This window comes from Carboxylicivirga sp. M1479 (assembly GCF_007097485.1).
Lineage (GTDB): Bacteria > Bacteroidota > Bacteroidia > Bacteroidales > Marinilabiliaceae > Carboxylicivirga.
Genome location: NZ_VKDE01000031.1, coordinates 86,168 through 104,347, shown reverse-complemented (window position 1 = coordinate 104,347; position 18,180 = coordinate 86,168). Strand labels below are relative to the sequence as shown.

Here is an 18,180-nt window from a genome sequence, read left to right as displayed (position 1 = left end):
TTAATTGGTTTTATAAGTTTTAGTTGTTTCATAAAATTTCATCACCTTGGCATTGTTGGTATAAGTGTAGCCATCTTGATCGCCCAAAGCTTTAAGAGTTTTAAGTGCCTTTTTATCTGTCCTGTCCATTTCGAGTACAGCCATTTGCTCGCATGATAGTTTGGGGGATTCGAGCCTGGTGTATTTTGAACGAACATCTATCTGTGGTAATGCTTTTGTGAGGAAGAAATGGGTAAAATAAGCTTGACCATCCATTGAGGTCTGTATTAGCTTAGATTTCCACCCCATAAAAGAACGGCGTTTACGAATACCGGAAGCCCAACCACTAGCCTGTGAAATACTTGCTACAGATAGGATTTCGACGTGAGTATAAGCTTTGCCTTCGCCCACAAAATAGTTGATAGCTTCTAGTAATCCACATTGTGTGGGGTTATTAGCCCACACTCCACCGTCAATATAAAGGATATTTTTGTAACTATGTATAGGTAGATAAGTAGGTGCAGCGGATGTGGCTAAAGCTGCATCGACCAATGGTATATCTTTATCCATATAAAAATCGCCCTCTTTGTGAGGATATTTGAACATACGTGGCATGCCTGAAATAAGATTAAAGCTAGGAATGCACACCAAATTACTAAGTTCTCCCAAAGTGGTACTACCAAAAGTATCTTTTAGAATGCGTGTGAGCGGTTTAGCAGAGAACTTTCCAAAGAATAGTACTTGCTTAGCTCCATTCCATATATTCTGAAAGAAACGACAGAAGCGATTATTGGCTGTAGGAAATATCTCATTACCCTTATTGTTGTATAAATCGACCAATTCGCTTGCGCCTTTCCCTGATGCTAATCCCAAAGCAATGAGTCCACCAGTTGAAGTGCCGCATATCATATCGAAACAGTCCCCCGACTTGCGTCCTGATTTTTCTTCTAATCGTTTGAGGATTGAAGCACTATATAAGCCTTTAATGCCTCCACCATCAATAGATAGTATTTTAAATGGTTTAGATTCTTTCATCTTAATAATTATATCTTGAGTTTCATAAGTCTTCATGTTTAAGTAATGCTCTGCCACTGTTTTTTAGCTTCCCGCCAACGGCCTGCCGCATGGAGTGTAAAAGAATTTAACCTACTATACCTTCCAAAAATGCTCTGAGCCAAATCTTTTATTTGTTTTTATCTTTTCACTTCTAAAGCCAAATCAAAGATTTGGCGGTGTACGATTACCCAACCTTTCTTACAATTTCTCACATACGCTAAATGCTTTATACTAGTGTGTTGGGGCTAGTTTATATTTAAGTGTTTTGTCGAGAAAGAATTTGCTTCAAGCCATATAACACATTCATTAATTAGGTCAAAATAATTTTCAAACAGTCTTTTAAGAGTCAGTTTTTCATTGTTCATTTCATCATATAATTTATCTAGATCGTTATTTTGTCCACTACCCCATGTCGCAATTGTAAAACTCTGATACTCTATAATTGTCCGAGAAGCACTGCTAAATTCTAAAAACTTTATTTTATTCGATACCTTTTGAGGAGTAAACAAACTATTTTTCAACTTAACTAGTTCTTTCGTTTGCTCAATGAAATTTTCAATATTCATTAGCACTGGATAGTCTAGGTATTCAGATGCAAAATCATCGGATAAGATAAATTCTAGATGTTTTTTTGTCATAGAATGTTGTGAGAACATCTTAGAATACTTTGAATCTGGATTTAAAAATTTTGTATCCGCCAGTATTCTTTGAGAAAATGTGTTTTCCAATATCTGTATTACATTTTCATGTTGCTTTGCTATATTACTTTTTCTGATTCCAAAAGGATCAAAATAAAATAACGCAAGTATTGATGCCGATAATATTGAAATTGTTTTTGAAATATCTAAGCTCCATTTCAATTTATCATCCAAACATAATAAAAATGGAAGCGCTATTCCCAATGCTACGGTAAAGATATATAGTACTAGTATTCTTTTATGAGCTCTTGTCATTCTATTCGATTTTAACTTTCATAAAATTTAAACGTCAGTTCTTCGGTAATTTATTATTATAAAATTTAAGCAGTCTATATGTCTTTGTGTTACGTTCTTATAGGCAAATATTCCTACGGCATTAGAGGTAATTAGCCCTAACTCTCTTGTACCCCAACCTATACGCCGATACATTTCTCATAAACCATGCTCATGAGTAGATACAACAGATATGATCAGCTATTAATAGGTGATACATCCGTATTTATATTTTCAATTTATACCACTCCAATTATGAAGTTCCCACACCTCTGTGTTGAGTGGCTTTATCCCGATAGTGCGTACTAAAGTAGCTTTTATAATTTAAATAACCTCAATAGGCTAAGGCAAAAACTCGTAGACTTGGCAGGTGGAGCTTAAGTGATTAGAATAGGTAATTGAGCTGAGGAATTGAAGTTGTACGGATGACAAATCCACACCAACTATTGAAGCTCTTAAAAGGTTAAACCTTTCCATCGCTTTCCTTAAACCTTTTAAGCAAAAAGCCTAAGCCTTTTGGGGCAAAAGGTCTAACCTTTTTGATGCAAAGCCTTAGGCTTTAAGGTACTTCCCCTAAGGGTTTATAAATTGTAGGTTAAACAAAAGGCACCCCACCAGTGAAATACCACTGGCAAGATGCCTTTAACCAATAATTTACGACCAAAACTATTCTTTTTCGAACTTTGTTTTAAGCACTTTTTCGCGTAACTCAACAGACGGACGAAAGCCCACGCTAACATTCTTAATGTTATTAACGGTGGCATCTGCTTCCAATACAACGCCTTCACTACTGACTCTTATGGATAGAGTCCCAATTTCGTTAAGAGCGATGTTGTAGCCTTCGGTTAAATAATCGGCGATAAAATCACTTAAGGTGGTTAATACCGAACGTACATCACCTTTACTAAGCGATGTTTCCCTTACTATTGCCTCTTCCATTTTACCTCTACTAATAGTGCCTTTTCGAATGGGTTGCACATAAAACTTCGATTCTTCGCGATTTTGAGGATTGGTTTTAGCAACCACTTTGCATTTAATGCTCATTTGATTCTTGATTAAAGTACTATATTGCAAAGGTCCGTCGGCCACTTCTTCCAATCTCTGCCTGCAAAGTGTGAGCGGTTGAAGACCTGCCGGCGGATTACCCTGCAATACTTATCATAAAACTACTCGCAATCACCCCATCAATAAAATGACATATATCAGCAGCGCCAGTTGCATGCGCTTGAGGGGCTATTTTCTTTGACGAATGATTTATTTTAATTGATGAACATAGCAAGGCATCGTGATTGATAATGGGCAGTTGTCTGGGCATACTACTTGTGGTTTAATTGGAAGTTATACAACTAAACAATTCTCATAATTGAAAGCATAAACCCTTTTTCTTGAGCTCATGCACACTGTTATCACATAAACATCAAAAACCTCAGCTCCCACCGCAATCCGCATTTAAACTTACAAGGTTCCATGTTACGCATCCGACATCAGCAACGTAGCTTGGGACCCACTTTTCTTTGATTTTGAATAGACAGAAAGCTGTATGACCGTAGGGAGTTCTTTCTGTCTCAAAACAAAGAAACTAGTGGGTAAGCGAGTGGTGCAGTCGGCGGGCTTCTTTGTTTACTTTCTTCGGCTGAAGGAAGAAAGTAAAAGCCCTTGCGGCTAGAGCAAAATCAAGTTCTTTTCTCTTTATTAGAGAAGAGTTTCGCGTAAAAGATTTTTAAATGCGATTACCGTGCCTCAGCTCCCAAATTCAATCTTTTCCTTATTTTTAAAGCACTAAAACACCTCATCAATTACAAAACACAACAACACCATGCTTCGACACATCCTCTTTATCGCTATGATCATCAGCCTAATGGCTTGCAACAAATCACCTCAGCTTACTTTCTCCATCGACGAAATTAATACGCCAAGCCAGGCATCCATACGCGGCTTAAGCGTTATCGATGCCAATACGGTGTGGGTATCGGGCTCAGGCGGAACCGTTATGCGAACAAGCGATGGTGGTAAAAACTGGATTGATTGCTCCATTAAAGAGGAACTGGAAAATGATTTCAGAAGCATCCACGCCTTTGACTCGCTGAGGGCATTTGTGTTGGGCATTAATAACCCAGCCCTTATTTATGCCACTACTAACGGTGGTGCCGACTGGCAAGTGATGGATTCATTATCGTCCAAAGGTCTCTTTTTTAATTCCCTGGTTTTTGCAGATGCAAACCGGGCTCTGGCTTTATCTGATCCCATCGATGAACGTTTTTTACTAATCAAAACCAATGATGGCGGGGCATCGTGGAAGCGCTGTGAAGCCATGCCTGTTAAATACAAGAACGAAGCGAATTTTGCCGCCTCCAACACCTGCATCGACTACCTGAGCAACGGTTATGCCTGGTTCGCTACCGGAGGCTCTAAAGCAAGGGTTTATACAACTAAAAACGACGGTGATGATTGGCACATTGTAGATACACCCATCAAGGTTAACAGTGACTACGATGGCATTTATTCCATCAAATTTAAAAATAGCCAACAAGGGATTGTTGTTGGTGGTAATTTTGATCAACCTCACCTGAACGACAGCATTGCTGCCTACACCAAGGATGGTGGTAAAACCTGGTTATTGGCCGAGCAGATGCCACGTGGTTTCCGCTCATGTGTGCAACATTTTAACAACGGAAGCACCAGCCTGTCGCTTGCCATGGGAAAAACAGGTTTTGACTACTCGCAGGATAACGGCCTAACTTGGCACAAAGGAGGTGACGAAGGCTACTACACCATTCGATCAATTGATGGTACGCTAATGGCTTATGCTGCTGGCTCCGATGGCAGGGTAGCGCGTATTTCAATACTGATGAAGTAAAAACTACACAACGGTAATCCTCTGCGCTCTTGGCGTCCTCGGCGGTAAAAAAGTAAAAAAACACTAACCGCAGAGTTAAAGGAGTACGCTGAGAAAGAGTTAAACAATAAAAATATCTTCATTCCTATATGGAAAACAATAAACCGTGAATTGAAAAAGAACGTTAAGACTACACAACGGTAATCCTCTGTGCTCTTTGCGTTCTCTGCGGTAAAAAGCAAAAACTCTAACCGCAGAGTTAAAGGAGTACGCTGAGAAAGAGTTAAACAATAAAAATATCTTCATTCCTATATGGAAAACAATAAACCGTGAATTGAAAAAGAACGTTAAGACTACACAACGGTAATCCTCTGTGCTCTTTGCGTTCTCTGCGGTAAAAAGCAAAAATATTTAACCGCAGAGTTAAAGAAGTACGCAAAGAAAGTGTTAAACAATAAAAATATCTTCACTTTTTTTTGAAATAACAATTAACCGTGATGTAAAAAAGAACATAAAGATTACGATACGGTAATCCTCTGCGCTCTTCGTGTGCTCTGCGGTAAATAGTAAAAATATTTAACCGCGAAGTTAAAGGAGTACGCAGAGAAAGAATTATTCAATGAAGACATCTTCATTCCTATATGGAAAAACAATAAACCGTGAATTGAAAAAGAACGTTAAGACTACACAACGGTAATCCTCTGCGCTCTTCGCGTCCTCTGCGGTAAAGAGTGAAAATATTTAACCGCGGAGTTAAAGGTGTACGCTGAGAAAGAATTATACAATGGAGGCAATACTTTACGCCCTCTGCGGTAAATACATTCGATTCTCATTCGTCGCTATAGCCGCGGGGCTTATACTTCTCTTGTCTTGATACAAGAAAGTATACAAAGAAAATCAAGGCTGCTTGCCAAAAAACTTTCTTATGCGCTTACAACATAAGTTCGGTCGGGTGATTTCCAAAACAAGTTTGGAACTTCCCGATCTCCCTAATGTCATAACAGCAACTAAAGTATTTTTTCAAGAGGCCACAGACGCAATGCATTGGAAAGATTGCTTCAGCGAGATTAAAAACAAAAAGAGCTTGTTGCTATGGCGTTATTTACGCGCTCTGCGCTCTTCGCGTCCTCTGCGGTAAAACAATCATTCATCGTTACAACAATGCGTGTTTGCGAAAGACTGATTTGTTCGTATATTTAGATCTACCTAAATAATATCACTATGAATACATTTTTAAAGAATTTTGGGATTATACTCATCCTTTTAGGAGTAATTGTACTAGCCTTTTACATGGCTAATACACCACCTAGCAATACACCATTAGTAATGGCGGCACTTTTATTTGTCGGCGGTACTGGGGCTCACATCGTTCTCAACCGTATAATTGACTAAAAAAACAAAAGCCACTGACTTAAAAAATCAGTGGCTTAATTTTTTCTATACATCCGCCTATTTATTAACCAACATCTCACCAGTCCATACCGGTATATTCGTGCAGGTATTACTTTTAAAGCAGTAGTCCAAATCTTTCTCGTATCCTTTGCCCTGCAATACCCCGTAGTGATACCCTTTGCTTGCCACCTCTTTTAGTTGAGCTTGACTTGACTCGTACAACAACTGTATCGACAAGGCAAAATCCGACAAGGTAAGACTTGCGGATTTCTTCTGTAACAAATGAATAATACGACCAGCACACAACGCATCTTCCAAGGTGTATAAGCCATTGTTGCCTGAACAAACCAACACCACATCGGTGTGCGATTGAATATGCTCGGCAACAGCCTGGTCGTTGGCAAATGAAGCCACTAACAGCTCACGGGCCGATAATGAATTATTGATAGCCAAAGTACCGTTAGTAGTGGTCATCACCAATACCTTGTTCTGCACCACCTCATTCGAATAGGAAAGGGGCGAATTACCATAATCAAACCCCTCAATTGGTTCAGCATGACGCTCGCCGCCCAATAACACTTCGTCTCCCAGCTTTTCTTTCACAGCAAAGGCTTCCTGGGGTGTTAAAACCGGAATAATACCTTTAGCACCCTTATTAAGCGCCGACACCATTACCGATGTAGCTCGCAAAACATCAATAACAACAACTGTTTTATTTTTTACCTGCTCCTCACTTACCTGCTGAGCAGTTGCTATAAGCTCTATATTCATTTTTCTACTATTATTAGTATCCTAACTATTTTCCATTGGGCTATCCGCCCAAACTGGACTTCATTTTTTGTCATGACACAAAAAACGGAAGCAAAAAAAGTCTAGGCTACACCCTGCTCCCTCAAAAAACTAGGTTTCATGACTGAAATTGTTTTAAACTCACCCTTTCTCGTTCCTCAAAAGGATTCAAACAGAAACCAATTTTTAACCGTCATATCAATCCTGTTTTTTGGCTCACAGGCTGAGGCCCATTCCCTCCTAGTCGTTCCGAATATTAATTAAAACCGTTTAAGACGCTATTTTTCTACTATTATTTTCCGTAGCGCTTTTTATACAAGGATCTGAAGCGCCACAATAAGAAGACACCTGCCGATGATAAGCCAGCCAGGTAACCGATCCATATACCCACAGGCCCGGCATCAAAAGTAAATGCTGTTAAATATCCTATTGGCAATGATATAACCCAGTATGCTATTCCAGCACCAATAACGGGCATTACCACATCCTCCAAGCCTCTTAATATACCCAAGGCCACCACCTGTATACCATCAAAAATTTGAAAGAGGCCTGCCACCAACATTAGCCCTGCAGCTGTTTCTATCACATCCAATTCATCCACAAATAAAGATGGTAAAAAGTAACGCAAGGAAACAAACAGAATGCCCATGATGGTCATGAATAAAACCACCAGGTGAAGTGAAGCAAATGCACTGTCTTTAATAGATGGGTACTCTTTTTTACCCCTGAAAATACTCACCTTAATAGTGGTTGCCGACCCCAAACCAGAGGACATCATATACGTTAAACTGGCCATGCTCAACACAATTTGATGGGCTGCCATACTAACAGCATTAATCCATCCCATCATAATACTACCCAGGCTAAAGGCAAACACTTCAATAACCGATTGCAGACCTATGGGCAAACCCAATTTCCAAATTCGCCTAAAGGCCGACATGGAAAATTTACTCAAATGGATACCTCTGTAATTATTAAACAAACTAATTTGTCGCGACACAATCATAAACGTTACAGCCATTAAAATGCGCGAAACAAGGGTGCCTATTCCGGCACCTACAACGCCCAAGGCCGGTGCCCCAAAATGCCCATATATAAACACATAGTTCAAGGCTATATTTAGCACATTACCGCCAATGGTAATAATCATGGCCACCTTAGTATTACTTAGCCCCTCGGCAAACTGCTTGTAATTATTAAACAGCTGCAAAGGTAAAATCGATAATACCAGGAGAATATAATAGGGAATGGCTTCTTCAACAACTGCCGTTTCCTGCCCCATGTACGGCATAATCAGCACAATAGCACCCGCCAGTAAGGACAATAACACACCTATTATGGCATTGGCATACAAGCCTTGCTGAAACCAGTAAGCACAATCCTCTTTGTTTTTAGCACCAAAGGCTTTACCTACCAAGGGCGTTAAGGCAAACGAGATGCCCATGCCCAACACCATTACATTAATAAAAATACTATTGGCAAGCGACGCGGCCGCCAGGGGTATGGTTCCCACCTGTCCAACCATCACGGTATCGGCCACATTAACAAGCATTTGACCAGCTTGTGCCAAAACAACCGGTGTAGCTAACTTAATATTTGGCCAATAATGGGCCGAGTATTTATTTTGCATGATGAATGACCATTTAGTGGCCACAAAAGTAAGTAAAGAAAGTGGTGCTGTGCACCTTTATGGCGATTAAGAATAGTGATGTTTCATCATTTCGGCGAAACGCCCATTCACATCGCGCTTAAGAGCTTCAATACTGCCCGATTGAATAATTTTCCCTTGCTCAAAGACAAATACCTGGTCGGCAATATCGATGACACTCAGGCGATGCGCCACCAGAATAATGGTTTTGCCCTGATCTTTTAAGCTTACAATCAGATCCTTCACAAGTGACTCGGAACGATCATCGAGAAAAGATGTGGCCTCATCAAAAACTATTACTTGTGGATTAAGGTATAATACCCGGGCAATGGCTAATTTCTGACGTTGTCCTCCCGATAACTGAGTGGCATTCTCACCCAACCAGGTATACAAGCCATCGGACAAATTATTGATGGTTTCCTCTAGCTTTAACTGATGAATAATATCAATAACCCGACGGGTATCTGGCTGAGGGTCACCTATGGCTATGTTATCAATAACATTACCGGCAAAAAGCTCAATGTTTTGCGGTACGATACCCACTACACGGCGTAAGTCACCCAAAACAACATTTTTCACATCGTATTGTCCAATGCATAACTGCCCTTTGTTAATCGGATACAAACCTTGGATTAATGAGCCAATGGTTGATTTACCGGAGCCGCTATCACCCAATAGAACAGATATTTTATTGGCCGGCATCAACATGTTAAGCTTGTTAAACAAACTTTGCTCAAGGGTATAGGAAAAGTCAACATCCTTAAACACAATGTCGCCCACATCTTCGGCCCGCATCTCAATGCTTCTGTGCTCATCTTGTTCGTGCTTCAGTTCTAATAACTCAAATAAACGATCCATGGCTATGAGTGCGCCGTGTACATTTTTATTAAGTGCTGCTAAACGCGATACTGGCCCTGTAAAATAGGCCGAGATGGCGAAGAATGACATTAACTCACCAGCCGTCAGTTGGGTATCCATAACAAAGTAAGCTCCCATCCAAAGTATAGCAAGTGTTAAAAGCCGATTAATCAACTGTAACATCGAAGAGGATATCACATCAAGCTTACCCGAACGATAAACTTTATCCAATACCTTAATTAAGCTTTGGTCTACTGCCTCGGCAAAGTGCTCTTCCGCCCCCATCTGCTTAATGGTTTTAACGGCTCGCAAAGATTCTACCAGCTGAATTTCCAGGCCGGCTGACTCTTCCATCTTCATGCGCTCCAGCTTTTTATTGAACGCATTGACAAGGCCAAAGAGAAGCATGTAAATGGGGATTACACTATACGTTAGCAAGGCTATTTTCCAATTAAAAAGCATCATTACTGCAAAGGCAATGACAATAATTAAAGCATCAACCACCGATTCAACCGCCACCTGATTAATAAAATTACGGATTTTAACAGCATCATTCACCCGTGATATGAGCTCACCAATGCGCATGCTGTCGTAAAACCGTTGTGGTAATTTTATCAAATGCCTGAAATAGCCCGATATGAGGCTTGTATCGATATTTTGGCTCACTCTTAACACAAACCACGATTGCAAAAAGCCAATGACAAACTGAACGGCTATTACAACTAAAAATATGACGCCAAGCAAATGAAGTAGGTTTCGGTTATGACCAACCAATACAAAATCACTTAGCTTTTGAATGTAAAATGCTGTAGATAAACCTAAAACTGAAAAAGCCAAAGCACCAAAAGTCGATTGTACAAAAACACTTCGATGTGGGCGCATAAGCTGCCAAAAGCGTTTATAATTAGAAACTTTACGATTTCCTGTTTGGAAATTAGCAGATGGAATCAGCAATATAAAAACACCCGACCACCGCTTTTCAAATTCCTCCAGACTAAGTTGGTACATCTGCCCTATAGCCGGATCCATCACTTTTACCTTTTTCTTGCCAACTTTATAAACAACCACAAAGTGCTTATTGCCCGACGGTAACTGAACATGAGCAATGGCCGGCAATGGTATCTCCTTTATGTCATCAATACTCACCTCAACACCTTTGGCATCGAAACCAATACTTTCTGCAGCCTTAACCAAGCCCAAAGCACTGGTTCCAACCTGGTTGGTTCCTGCTTGTTGTCGAATATCCCAAATCGGCAAACGCAGTTTGTAGTACCTGGCGACCGACACCAAACAAGCAGCACCACAGTCTGTTGCATCATATTGTTGTACTTTCACATTCATGCCGATGGTAAGTTTAGATCAATATCCGTTTGTATTTTGGGATTCATCCAATCATCTACCTTATCGAACAACAACTGGAATAAGGTGCGTTGGGTGATTATAAAGCGACCTGTTAGGCTCATTCCTTTTTTCATGGATCCTCTAACGCCATTTTTCAACTCTAAATAATCCTTTTTAAAACGGCACCTGACCAGATAACAATACTGACCATTATAGAGAGTCACATCATCGGCCACATCAAACACATGCGATTCCAACAAACCCCACTGGTTATAATCATAAGCATGCACCTGAAATCGCACCGTCATACCCTCTTTGATAAAAGCAATATCAGAAGGAGAGACATAGCAATCCACTACTAATTCTTCTTCGGGCGATAAATAGGCAATGGGTTCATTTTCGTTAACGAAATTTCCGACAGCAACACCATTAAAATTAATAATACTGCCACTTAAAGGTGCGACAATTAAATACTTGTTCTTTTCGTGCTTTAGGTTCTCAACACGGTTCTCCAATTCATTAATCGATAGCACATACTCTTTACGCTCTTCTTCCCAACGGGCTTTTGTAAGGGTCTGATACGACAATAATTCATCTTGTGCTTCATTAAGCAAAAAAGAATCCTCTTGAAATGTACTTAAGGGCAATACACCATCCTTATACAAATCAGATGTCCGCTGAAAGTCTACCCTTAATTTTTGAATTTTCCTATCCAACTTAACCAATGATCCGTCGTATTCGTCTAACTGCTTTTGATATAAGGGTGTAAGTTGATGCGTGTTGTGTTTACCGCTTAACAAGGCGTTTAAATCACCCACATAATTGCTTTGTATTTTCCTTTGCTGCAGGTTATTATCAATTCTCTTATCAAGTGCCTGTTGCTGAAGAACAAGCAAGGTATCGCCCGCTTGTACTTTGGAATTCTCGCTAATAAAAATCTGTTTCACTCGTTCGCTTAGCGGAGCTGAAATAGCCATCTTTTTGTTGAAGGATCGGATAACGCCACTACTCTGCACCGAAACATCGACTGAAATAAACGGCAGTGACAAAAGACTTAAGAATACAAATACAAGCACCACGGTATATAGCAAATATCCACGGTAGTTAACCTTAGTATAATGCTGATACTTACTCTTAAACGGCGTTTGCTTGGGGTTTATAACTGGCATATTTTAAAAGCTACATTTCGAAAATAGCATTTTTTATTGAAGACCAGCCCTAAACACAAGTTGTATGATAGTAATTTGCGTTTTATAAAAAATTATACCCTCTGATATTCAATCCAACGTATACCATCTTTAAAAAAACCTCCCTGTTGATATACGAAACTATTCAATTGCTTGGAAAAAATAATTCTTGCTCCCAAACAATCCATCATATCTAAATAGAAATAAAGCATACGTACAGACATATGCAGGCGCCCGGCTAACTCTATTGGTGAACCGGTTTCTTTCTGTCTGATTTCGTTATCAATCAGTGATATTGTTTTGTGCACTTCTTGCTGCGCCAAATCTCTCCTTGTTTAATACACAATTTGAGGGTGAAGAAGGTGAGTCATACGATATGAAACGGGGTGAGAAAAGGGATAATTCATATAGAAAACCAGCTCACCTTCTTTTCCTTCAAAAAGCCTGCTTTCAGGCACTCAAATCGGGTTAGTTATACATTAATCTACACTTTTACAATCGTAAAAGCTCTCGCACAAATTCGTTTTTTTTAGAGAACTGCTTAAAATGCAAATCTATTTCAAGCAACTCGTTCTCACTATCTATGTTTTCCACCTGCTTTCAGGCTAATTACTATACTTTAATCCTTAGTAGTTAAAGACAGGAGGTGGAAAGAGTAAGGTGGGGTGAAAATAAGAATTGGGAATCTTAAGGGAAACTTCTCCACCTCCTATGGTTCTTTAACAAGCCTACTTTTAGGCTTTCACTAATCGGGATCTTCAAATTCAATGATGCCAGTTAAACTACTAACTGGTATTTTATTCCTTAACTACCTTAGTTCTATTAAGGACTAAGAAAATGGAGTGTATGCATTTGCATAGTATAAGAATCGGGAATCTTAAGGGAAACACCTCCATCTTCTTTGGTCCTTTAATGGCCTGCGTTCAAGCCTTAACTATTGGGATAGTTATAAATTTTTAAAATGTTATACATCTGGCTCGTCCAAAACCCATTGATGATTAACATGAAAATCTTAAATCTTTATTGTGTTGTCTGTACCACTTTTTTCGTCTTTTGAACTGTCATCACCCCCAATTATCTTTTTCAGAAAGGCAGTATCTTTTGCATTAAACTTTTTAAATTGCCCCTGTTTTTTTGCTTTGCCTAAAAAAATCATATCATTATCGTATTAATGGTTTCTATAGGTTAATTGCAGAAATCAGAAAACGTAACACCTTTTTTTGAACTTTTTTTAAAGAAATGAAAATTCTTTTTTTTATAACACTGATTACCTGTCTCTTAGCGAGTCAAAAAAAGTGCTACGCGCAAGAAACGGACACTAACATAATATATTTTAATTCATTGTATTCTGAAGGTAAATACGAGGAAGCTACCCTATTAGGCCAGCAAATTTTAAAATTAGGAAACACTAAATTTTATAATAACGAAGAGTTTCGTCTTTTATACAAAACCATAAGGGCTTCCATTTTCTCTGGTGGGATGCATAAAACTTACCAATTTATAAATGAATTTGACGCTGAAATGTACTCACCACTATTCCGTCAATACATCTCGTTATACATAGGCAGTTTATCCATACCCATCAAAAAACACAATGAAGCAAAAGTTATTCTCACCTCTTTGCTAGAAGAAAATAATTCAGAGTTTCTACACGATTCGGTCAGGTCAAAAATCTACCACAACCTAAGTGTTGTATATGGAAATGAAGGCAATCAGCAAAAACGTTTAATATACGTGATTAAATCCTATGAATTAGAAAAGAATAACCTGTCAACAAATCACAATTACGCAAACTACAACATCTCTGTTAACGTCTACGCCACACAACTTTATAACAAGTTTAAACAAAATGAAAAAGCTTACCACCTATTTCAGGAAGCACTTTCACAACCTTTTAACCAAAGCGTTAACATCAACAACCATGGCCTAATAGGTAATTACGTCGATTTACTTTACCACATGGGCATGAATAACAAGGCAGAAAAATACATTGATGATCTGGAACATTTTTACCTCATTAAGAGCCAACACTTCATCAATGAATACGTAAGTCTACTCAATGGTCTTGCAAAACATGCGAGAAATCAGAAAAACTACACCAAAGCCATTCACCTGTCGACCAGAGTTCTATCCATAACAAAACTGAATCAGAGCTCCACATCTGTCCGAAGCTATGCTATCAACACTTTGGCCAATTGCTATTACGACCTGCAGCAATACGATAAAATGTGGTACTATGCCAAGCGAGATATAGAAGAAAGTAAAAATAATAACAAAAGATCACTTTTAACCGCCTATACTTTTATGGCAAAAATGTCAGCTAAATTACAGCTCGATGAAATGGCATACCTGTACATTGATTCAGCCAAATACACCTTCGACAAATATTCAAGCACCAAAGAAAGCAAACGCGTTTTTGAAAATACAATAGCTCTCTCCTACCTGGAGTTAGAGCAGTATACTCAAGCACTTTACCACCTCGAAAACATTGCAGATATTTTAAATAAGGACAAGAATTACACTCCATACCTAAAAATTGACAATCAATACGAACAAGCTATTTGCTATAGCCAAACCAAGAAATATAACAAAGCCTATCGTTTACTTACTGAGGCCAATTCCAATTTGAGAAACCTATACCCATACTTGTACGATAAAAACTCCAATATCCACGATACCAAAACTGGCATCTTGTATCGGAACATTAATATGAAGCTGGCCCAAAACCAATATCGCTGGTACAAACAAAATGGCGACTTAGAGCTACTTCAAGAATCTGAAAAGATTTTAGATATTGCAAATGCGAGCCTTCAAAGATTTAGAAACAAACAAACTTATGATCGTGACCGCCTAGTAAGTGGTGAGCAATTCTACGATTTTACACTCCTAAGCACCAGAATAAATATGGCGCTATATAATAAGCTGGGAGGCGATAAGTACATCCATAAAATTTATGAAAACATTCAATCGAGCAAAGCACATGCCCTTACACAAGGCGTAGCAGAGAAACAATACAAACTTAATTCCGGGGTTCCCATCGAACTCATTAATGCAATCAATCAATTTAAAGAGCAGTACGACAGATACGAAATTAGGTACAATGAAGCCGTATTTTCAAATAACGCAGATAGTAGTACCGTTAGCTATTTCAGTTCACAGATGAATGAAAATATGGCTAAAATAGATAGTTTGAATAAGCTAATTGAGGGCCAGTACCCGAGTTCGAAATACGACAATTCAATTAATCCATTTCCAACTATTGAGAAAATTCAGCAACGCCTAAAAGAGAACCAGGTTGTGATTGACTACTACCAAACTGAGGAAGAGTTGTTCAGATGTACGATCAATAAGTTTGACTATCAATTTGACATCATCCCAATCGGTGATGAATTTAACAAGGCGATGGAGCTTGTTACAGAAGAAATATCAACACCTTTTATTGGTCAACATGGTTTGGAGCACATGCAAGCATTTGCAAATGCATCTTACAAACTATACACACTTCTTTTTGATAAGACTGAACCTTTGACTGACGATAAAGAACTTATAATTGTGCCACATGGCGTTCTTTCTTATTTACCTTTTGAAGTTCTTTTAACCAAAGATTGCTCAAAACAGAAACCACGCTTTAAAAATTATCCCTGGCTAATAAAAAAGCAAGCTATTAGCTATTTGTACAACACTGCGCTTTTTAATGATGAAGCATCAGAGCCTGCCACCTTTTCAAAGGTAATTGCATTCGCCCCTCAATATTACGGTAAGCTATCAAGCGACTCCATCCAAACAAGCACATCTCTTCACTTAGATTCTTTGTTAATGCCATTATCTGGAGCTAAAAAAGAAATTAAGTCGATAAAGAAATCATTCACTACCAAGGCTTTTATTGGCCCAACAGCCAATAAGCGCAACTTTATAGATAACATGCAGAAAAATGCAATTCTACACCTTGCTATGCATACCCTAAACAACGAAATTCAACCCTTTAACTCTCAACTGGTTTTTGCAAGTGAAGATAGTATTTCAGGTAGTTTTAAAGCAAGAGAATTATACAATTACAGTATTAAATCACCATTAGCCATACTTAGTGCCTGTAGTACCGGTTATGGTAACCAACGAAAAGGTGAAGGTTTATTAAGTATTGCCCGGGCTTTTACATACGCGGGTGTTGAGTCGCAAATAATGACCTTATGGCCAGTTAATGATCAAAGCGGAGCGGATATTACAGAACGACTTTATGCACAACTAGAAACAGGCTTAACTAAGAACAAGGCACTTCAAGCCAGCAAACTTGCCTACATATCCCAAGCTGATGGCATTAAATCGCATCCATACTACTGGGCCAATTATATTTTAGCAGGAAACACAAGCCCTATTCAACAAAAAATGCCAAAAGGTATTTTTGTTTACCTCTTGGCATTTGCTATGTTATCGGTTATACTATTATTCTTATACGATCGAAAGCGAAAGCATTAAAGATCCAGCTTTTCTAGTAATTCTTTAGCTTTGCTTGAATATTGATTACCTGATGTTAGTATTTGAGTCAATAGAAGTTCAGCAGCTTGCTGCTCTTCTTGTTTAACATGACAAAGCGCCAGGTACCAATTAATCTGATCTTCGTAGAAGATTGCTATTTTTTGTGCTGCAGCCAACTGAGTCTTGGCCTTTTCAATTTCACCTAACTCAATATAGCACAAGCCTTTGAAATAGCCTACCAACTCCTCATTTTCATCGGCTAAATCATTAAACGATTCAATAGCTCTGCTCATATCACCAGATTGATATAACTCAAAAGCCTTGTCGAAATTACTTACTTGCTCAGTTCCCCTCACGGTCATATCAGTTCCATAGGGCGCATAATACTCAACAAAAGCCTGGTTACCTGAGTAATTATCATTCTTTAGTAATCCTAAATAACTACCAAGGCCCATTACCACCACAACTGATGCTGCTGCAAGCCAATAGTTAATTGTAAACGAATGCTTGGGTTTTTCTTCCTCTTCTAAAAACTCATTCCCTATTTCCTCAAGCTGTTGTCTAAAATCACTATTATCATCTTGCTGATTAGCTATGGCAAATAAAACCTCTTGCTGCAACTTCATATCCTCCTCCACGTTGGCATCGTTGGCCATCTCCACCTTTAATTCTTGACTTTGAAGAGGGTCAAGTTCATTCGTAAAAAATTGCAATATTTTTTTGTTATAATCCATACTTCAACTTTTTATATTCCGGGTCAGATTTAATCATTTCCAATAATTTCTTGTTACACATCGACTTTCTATTCTTGGTATATGCAACGGAACTAAATGCCAATTCAGTAGCAATGTGCTCATTTGTAAAACCAATAGATACCAAACGTAACACATCTTGGCAAACCTTCTGAATTTTGTGGTAATACTTTAAGTACAATTGTCTTCTCTTTTCAAAAAGCTCCTTCTCGTGAATTTCACTTTCTAATTCAGGTATCTCATCATTCAGTGTTTGATAAGCAGGTGTAACCTGTCGCTTACGTAATTCATAATTCCATAAATTAGTACAAACCGACAAGAAATATGTTGAGAATTTACTCGTTAAAATTGGCTTTTCTTTTTTTGAGTATATAGCAATAAAGGCGTCCTGCATAATTTGCATGGCATCTTCTTTATTACCACTATTATTAACAACAGTTGAGCATACTTGATTCCAGACTAATTTCATAACATACTTAATTAGCTTGCTATCTCTGGCATACACTGCATCCAACAACTCATTATCTGTATACTTCTTTCCTAACATTCTTTATCCTTTCCATGGCTAAAATAGTGATTTTAATTTAATTACCTCACATAGGCACATCACCAAGCCATTGTCCATATTAAGCTCTTGTTAAACAATAGCCCATATCATCATATGTTTTTCTACTGTTTCTACCTTAATTTGTTTCAAATACAATCGATAATTTGAACAATATTCATTTTCTGTCGATTAGCTCACTGAGGCATCAAAGACATAATTCGGGAATTAGTAAATTCCAACAAATAAAAACCAAGTTTTTAAGAATAGTGATAGGCACAGTACTATTAATTATACCAAAGGCCAATCAATTTAAAACCAGATATTGCACTGATAGATTATTAAAACTACGCG

Annotated in this window: 15 protein-coding genes; 3 read left to right on the top strand and 12 right to left on the bottom strand. The window is 38.4% G+C overall.

The window, feature by feature from the left end; all coding sequences use genetic code 11:
* The 4 genes from FNN09_RS17035 to FNN09_RS21205 all read right to left on the bottom strand — a co-directional run bounded on the left by FNN09_RS17035 (position 1) and on the right by FNN09_RS21205 (position 3,321).
* The gene (locus tag FNN09_RS17035) at positions 1 to 1,014 is read right to left on the bottom strand and encodes a CBASS cGAMP-activated phospholipase (RefSeq protein ID WP_143303685.1); all 1,014 of its coding nucleotides are present in this window, start codon (positions 1,012 to 1,014) and stop codon (positions 1 to 3) included.
* A gap of 266 nt (positions 1,015 to 1,280) precedes the next feature.
* Complete coding sequence (locus FNN09_RS17030; protein WP_143303684.1) at positions 1,281 to 1,988, bottom strand: hypothetical protein; 708 nt, start codon at positions 1,986 to 1,988, stop codon at positions 1,281 to 1,283.
* 684 nt (positions 1,989 to 2,672) lie between these two features.
* Entirely contained in the window at positions 2,673 to 3,050 is a 378-nt protein-coding gene (locus FNN09_RS17025) for an HU family DNA-binding protein (protein ID WP_143303683.1), read from the bottom strand.
* A gap of 97 nt (positions 3,051 to 3,147) precedes the next feature.
* Positions 3,148 to 3,321 (bottom strand): hypothetical protein, encoded by a 174-nt coding sequence (locus FNN09_RS21205; RefSeq protein WP_185969048.1) that lies wholly within the window; start codon positions 3,319 to 3,321, stop codon positions 3,148 to 3,150.
* A gap of 501 nt (positions 3,322 to 3,822) precedes the next feature.
* On the opposite strand from FNN09_RS21205, the gene FNN09_RS17020 reads away from it, so the two are divergent.
* Both FNN09_RS17020 and FNN09_RS21200 read left to right on the top strand, forming a co-directional pair.
* Positions 3,823 to 4,863 carry a hypothetical protein gene (locus FNN09_RS17020; RefSeq protein WP_143303682.1) on the top strand — a complete coding sequence of 347 codons (1,041 nt, stop codon included), beginning with the start codon at positions 3,823 to 3,825 and terminating at the stop codon, positions 4,861 to 4,863.
* A 1,200-nt stretch (positions 4,864 to 6,063) separates the two neighbouring features.
* Complete coding sequence (locus FNN09_RS21200; protein WP_185969047.1) at positions 6,064 to 6,234, top strand: hypothetical protein; 171 nt, start codon at positions 6,064 to 6,066, stop codon at positions 6,232 to 6,234.
* Positions 6,235 to 6,291: 57 nt separating this feature from the next.
* Here the strand turns inward: FNN09_RS21200 and FNN09_RS17015 are convergent, their stop codons facing one another.
* From FNN09_RS17015 to FNN09_RS21195, 6 genes are all read right to left on the bottom strand, one after another.
* Positions 6,292 to 7,005: a 2-phosphosulfolactate phosphatase gene (locus tag FNN09_RS17015; protein ID WP_143303681.1), complete on the bottom strand. Its 714-nt coding sequence runs from the start codon at positions 7,003 to 7,005 to the stop codon at positions 6,292 to 6,294.
* 310 nt (positions 7,006 to 7,315) lie between these two features.
* On the bottom strand, positions 7,316 to 8,653 hold the full coding sequence (locus tag FNN09_RS17010) for an MATE family efflux transporter (RefSeq protein ID WP_143303680.1): 1,338 nt from the start codon (positions 8,651 to 8,653) through the stop codon (positions 7,316 to 7,318).
* Positions 8,654 to 8,719: 66 nt separating this feature from the next.
* Complete coding sequence (locus FNN09_RS17005; protein WP_143303679.1) at positions 8,720 to 10,870, bottom strand: peptidase domain-containing ABC transporter; 2,151 nt, start codon at positions 10,868 to 10,870, stop codon at positions 8,720 to 8,722.
* Complete coding sequence (locus tag FNN09_RS17000) at positions 10,867 to 12,039, bottom strand: HlyD family secretion protein (RefSeq protein ID WP_143303678.1); 1,173 nt, start codon at positions 12,037 to 12,039, stop codon at positions 10,867 to 10,869. The genes FNN09_RS17005 and FNN09_RS17000 overlap by 4 nt, the downstream gene beginning before the upstream one ends.
* 92 nt (positions 12,040 to 12,131) lie before the next feature.
* On the bottom strand, positions 12,132 to 12,380 hold the full coding sequence (locus FNN09_RS16995; RefSeq protein WP_143303677.1) for a hypothetical protein: 249 nt from the start codon (positions 12,378 to 12,380) through the stop codon (positions 12,132 to 12,134).
* Between the two features lie 689 nt (positions 12,381 to 13,069).
* Complete coding sequence (locus FNN09_RS21195) at positions 13,070 to 13,213, bottom strand: hypothetical protein (RefSeq protein ID WP_185969046.1); 144 nt, start codon at positions 13,211 to 13,213, stop codon at positions 13,070 to 13,072.
* A gap of 83 nt (positions 13,214 to 13,296) precedes the next feature.
* Between FNN09_RS21195 and FNN09_RS16990 the strand changes: the two genes are divergently transcribed.
* A complete protein-coding gene (locus FNN09_RS16990; protein ID WP_143303676.1) occupies positions 13,297 to 16,530 on the top strand; it encodes a CHAT domain-containing protein in 3,234 nt (1,077 codons plus the stop codon).
* Here the strand turns inward: FNN09_RS16990 and FNN09_RS16985 are convergent.
* Complete coding sequence (locus FNN09_RS16985) at positions 16,527 to 17,264, bottom strand: tol-pal system YbgF family protein (RefSeq protein WP_143303675.1); 738 nt, start codon at positions 17,262 to 17,264, stop codon at positions 16,527 to 16,529. The genes FNN09_RS16990 and FNN09_RS16985 overlap by 4 nt on opposite strands.
* A complete protein-coding gene (locus FNN09_RS16980; RefSeq protein WP_143303674.1) occupies positions 17,254 to 17,829 on the bottom strand; it encodes an RNA polymerase sigma factor in 576 nt (191 codons plus the stop codon). Before FNN09_RS16980 ends, FNN09_RS16985 begins: the two co-directional genes overlap by 11 nt.
* Positions 17,830 to 18,180: the final 351 nt, after the last annotated feature.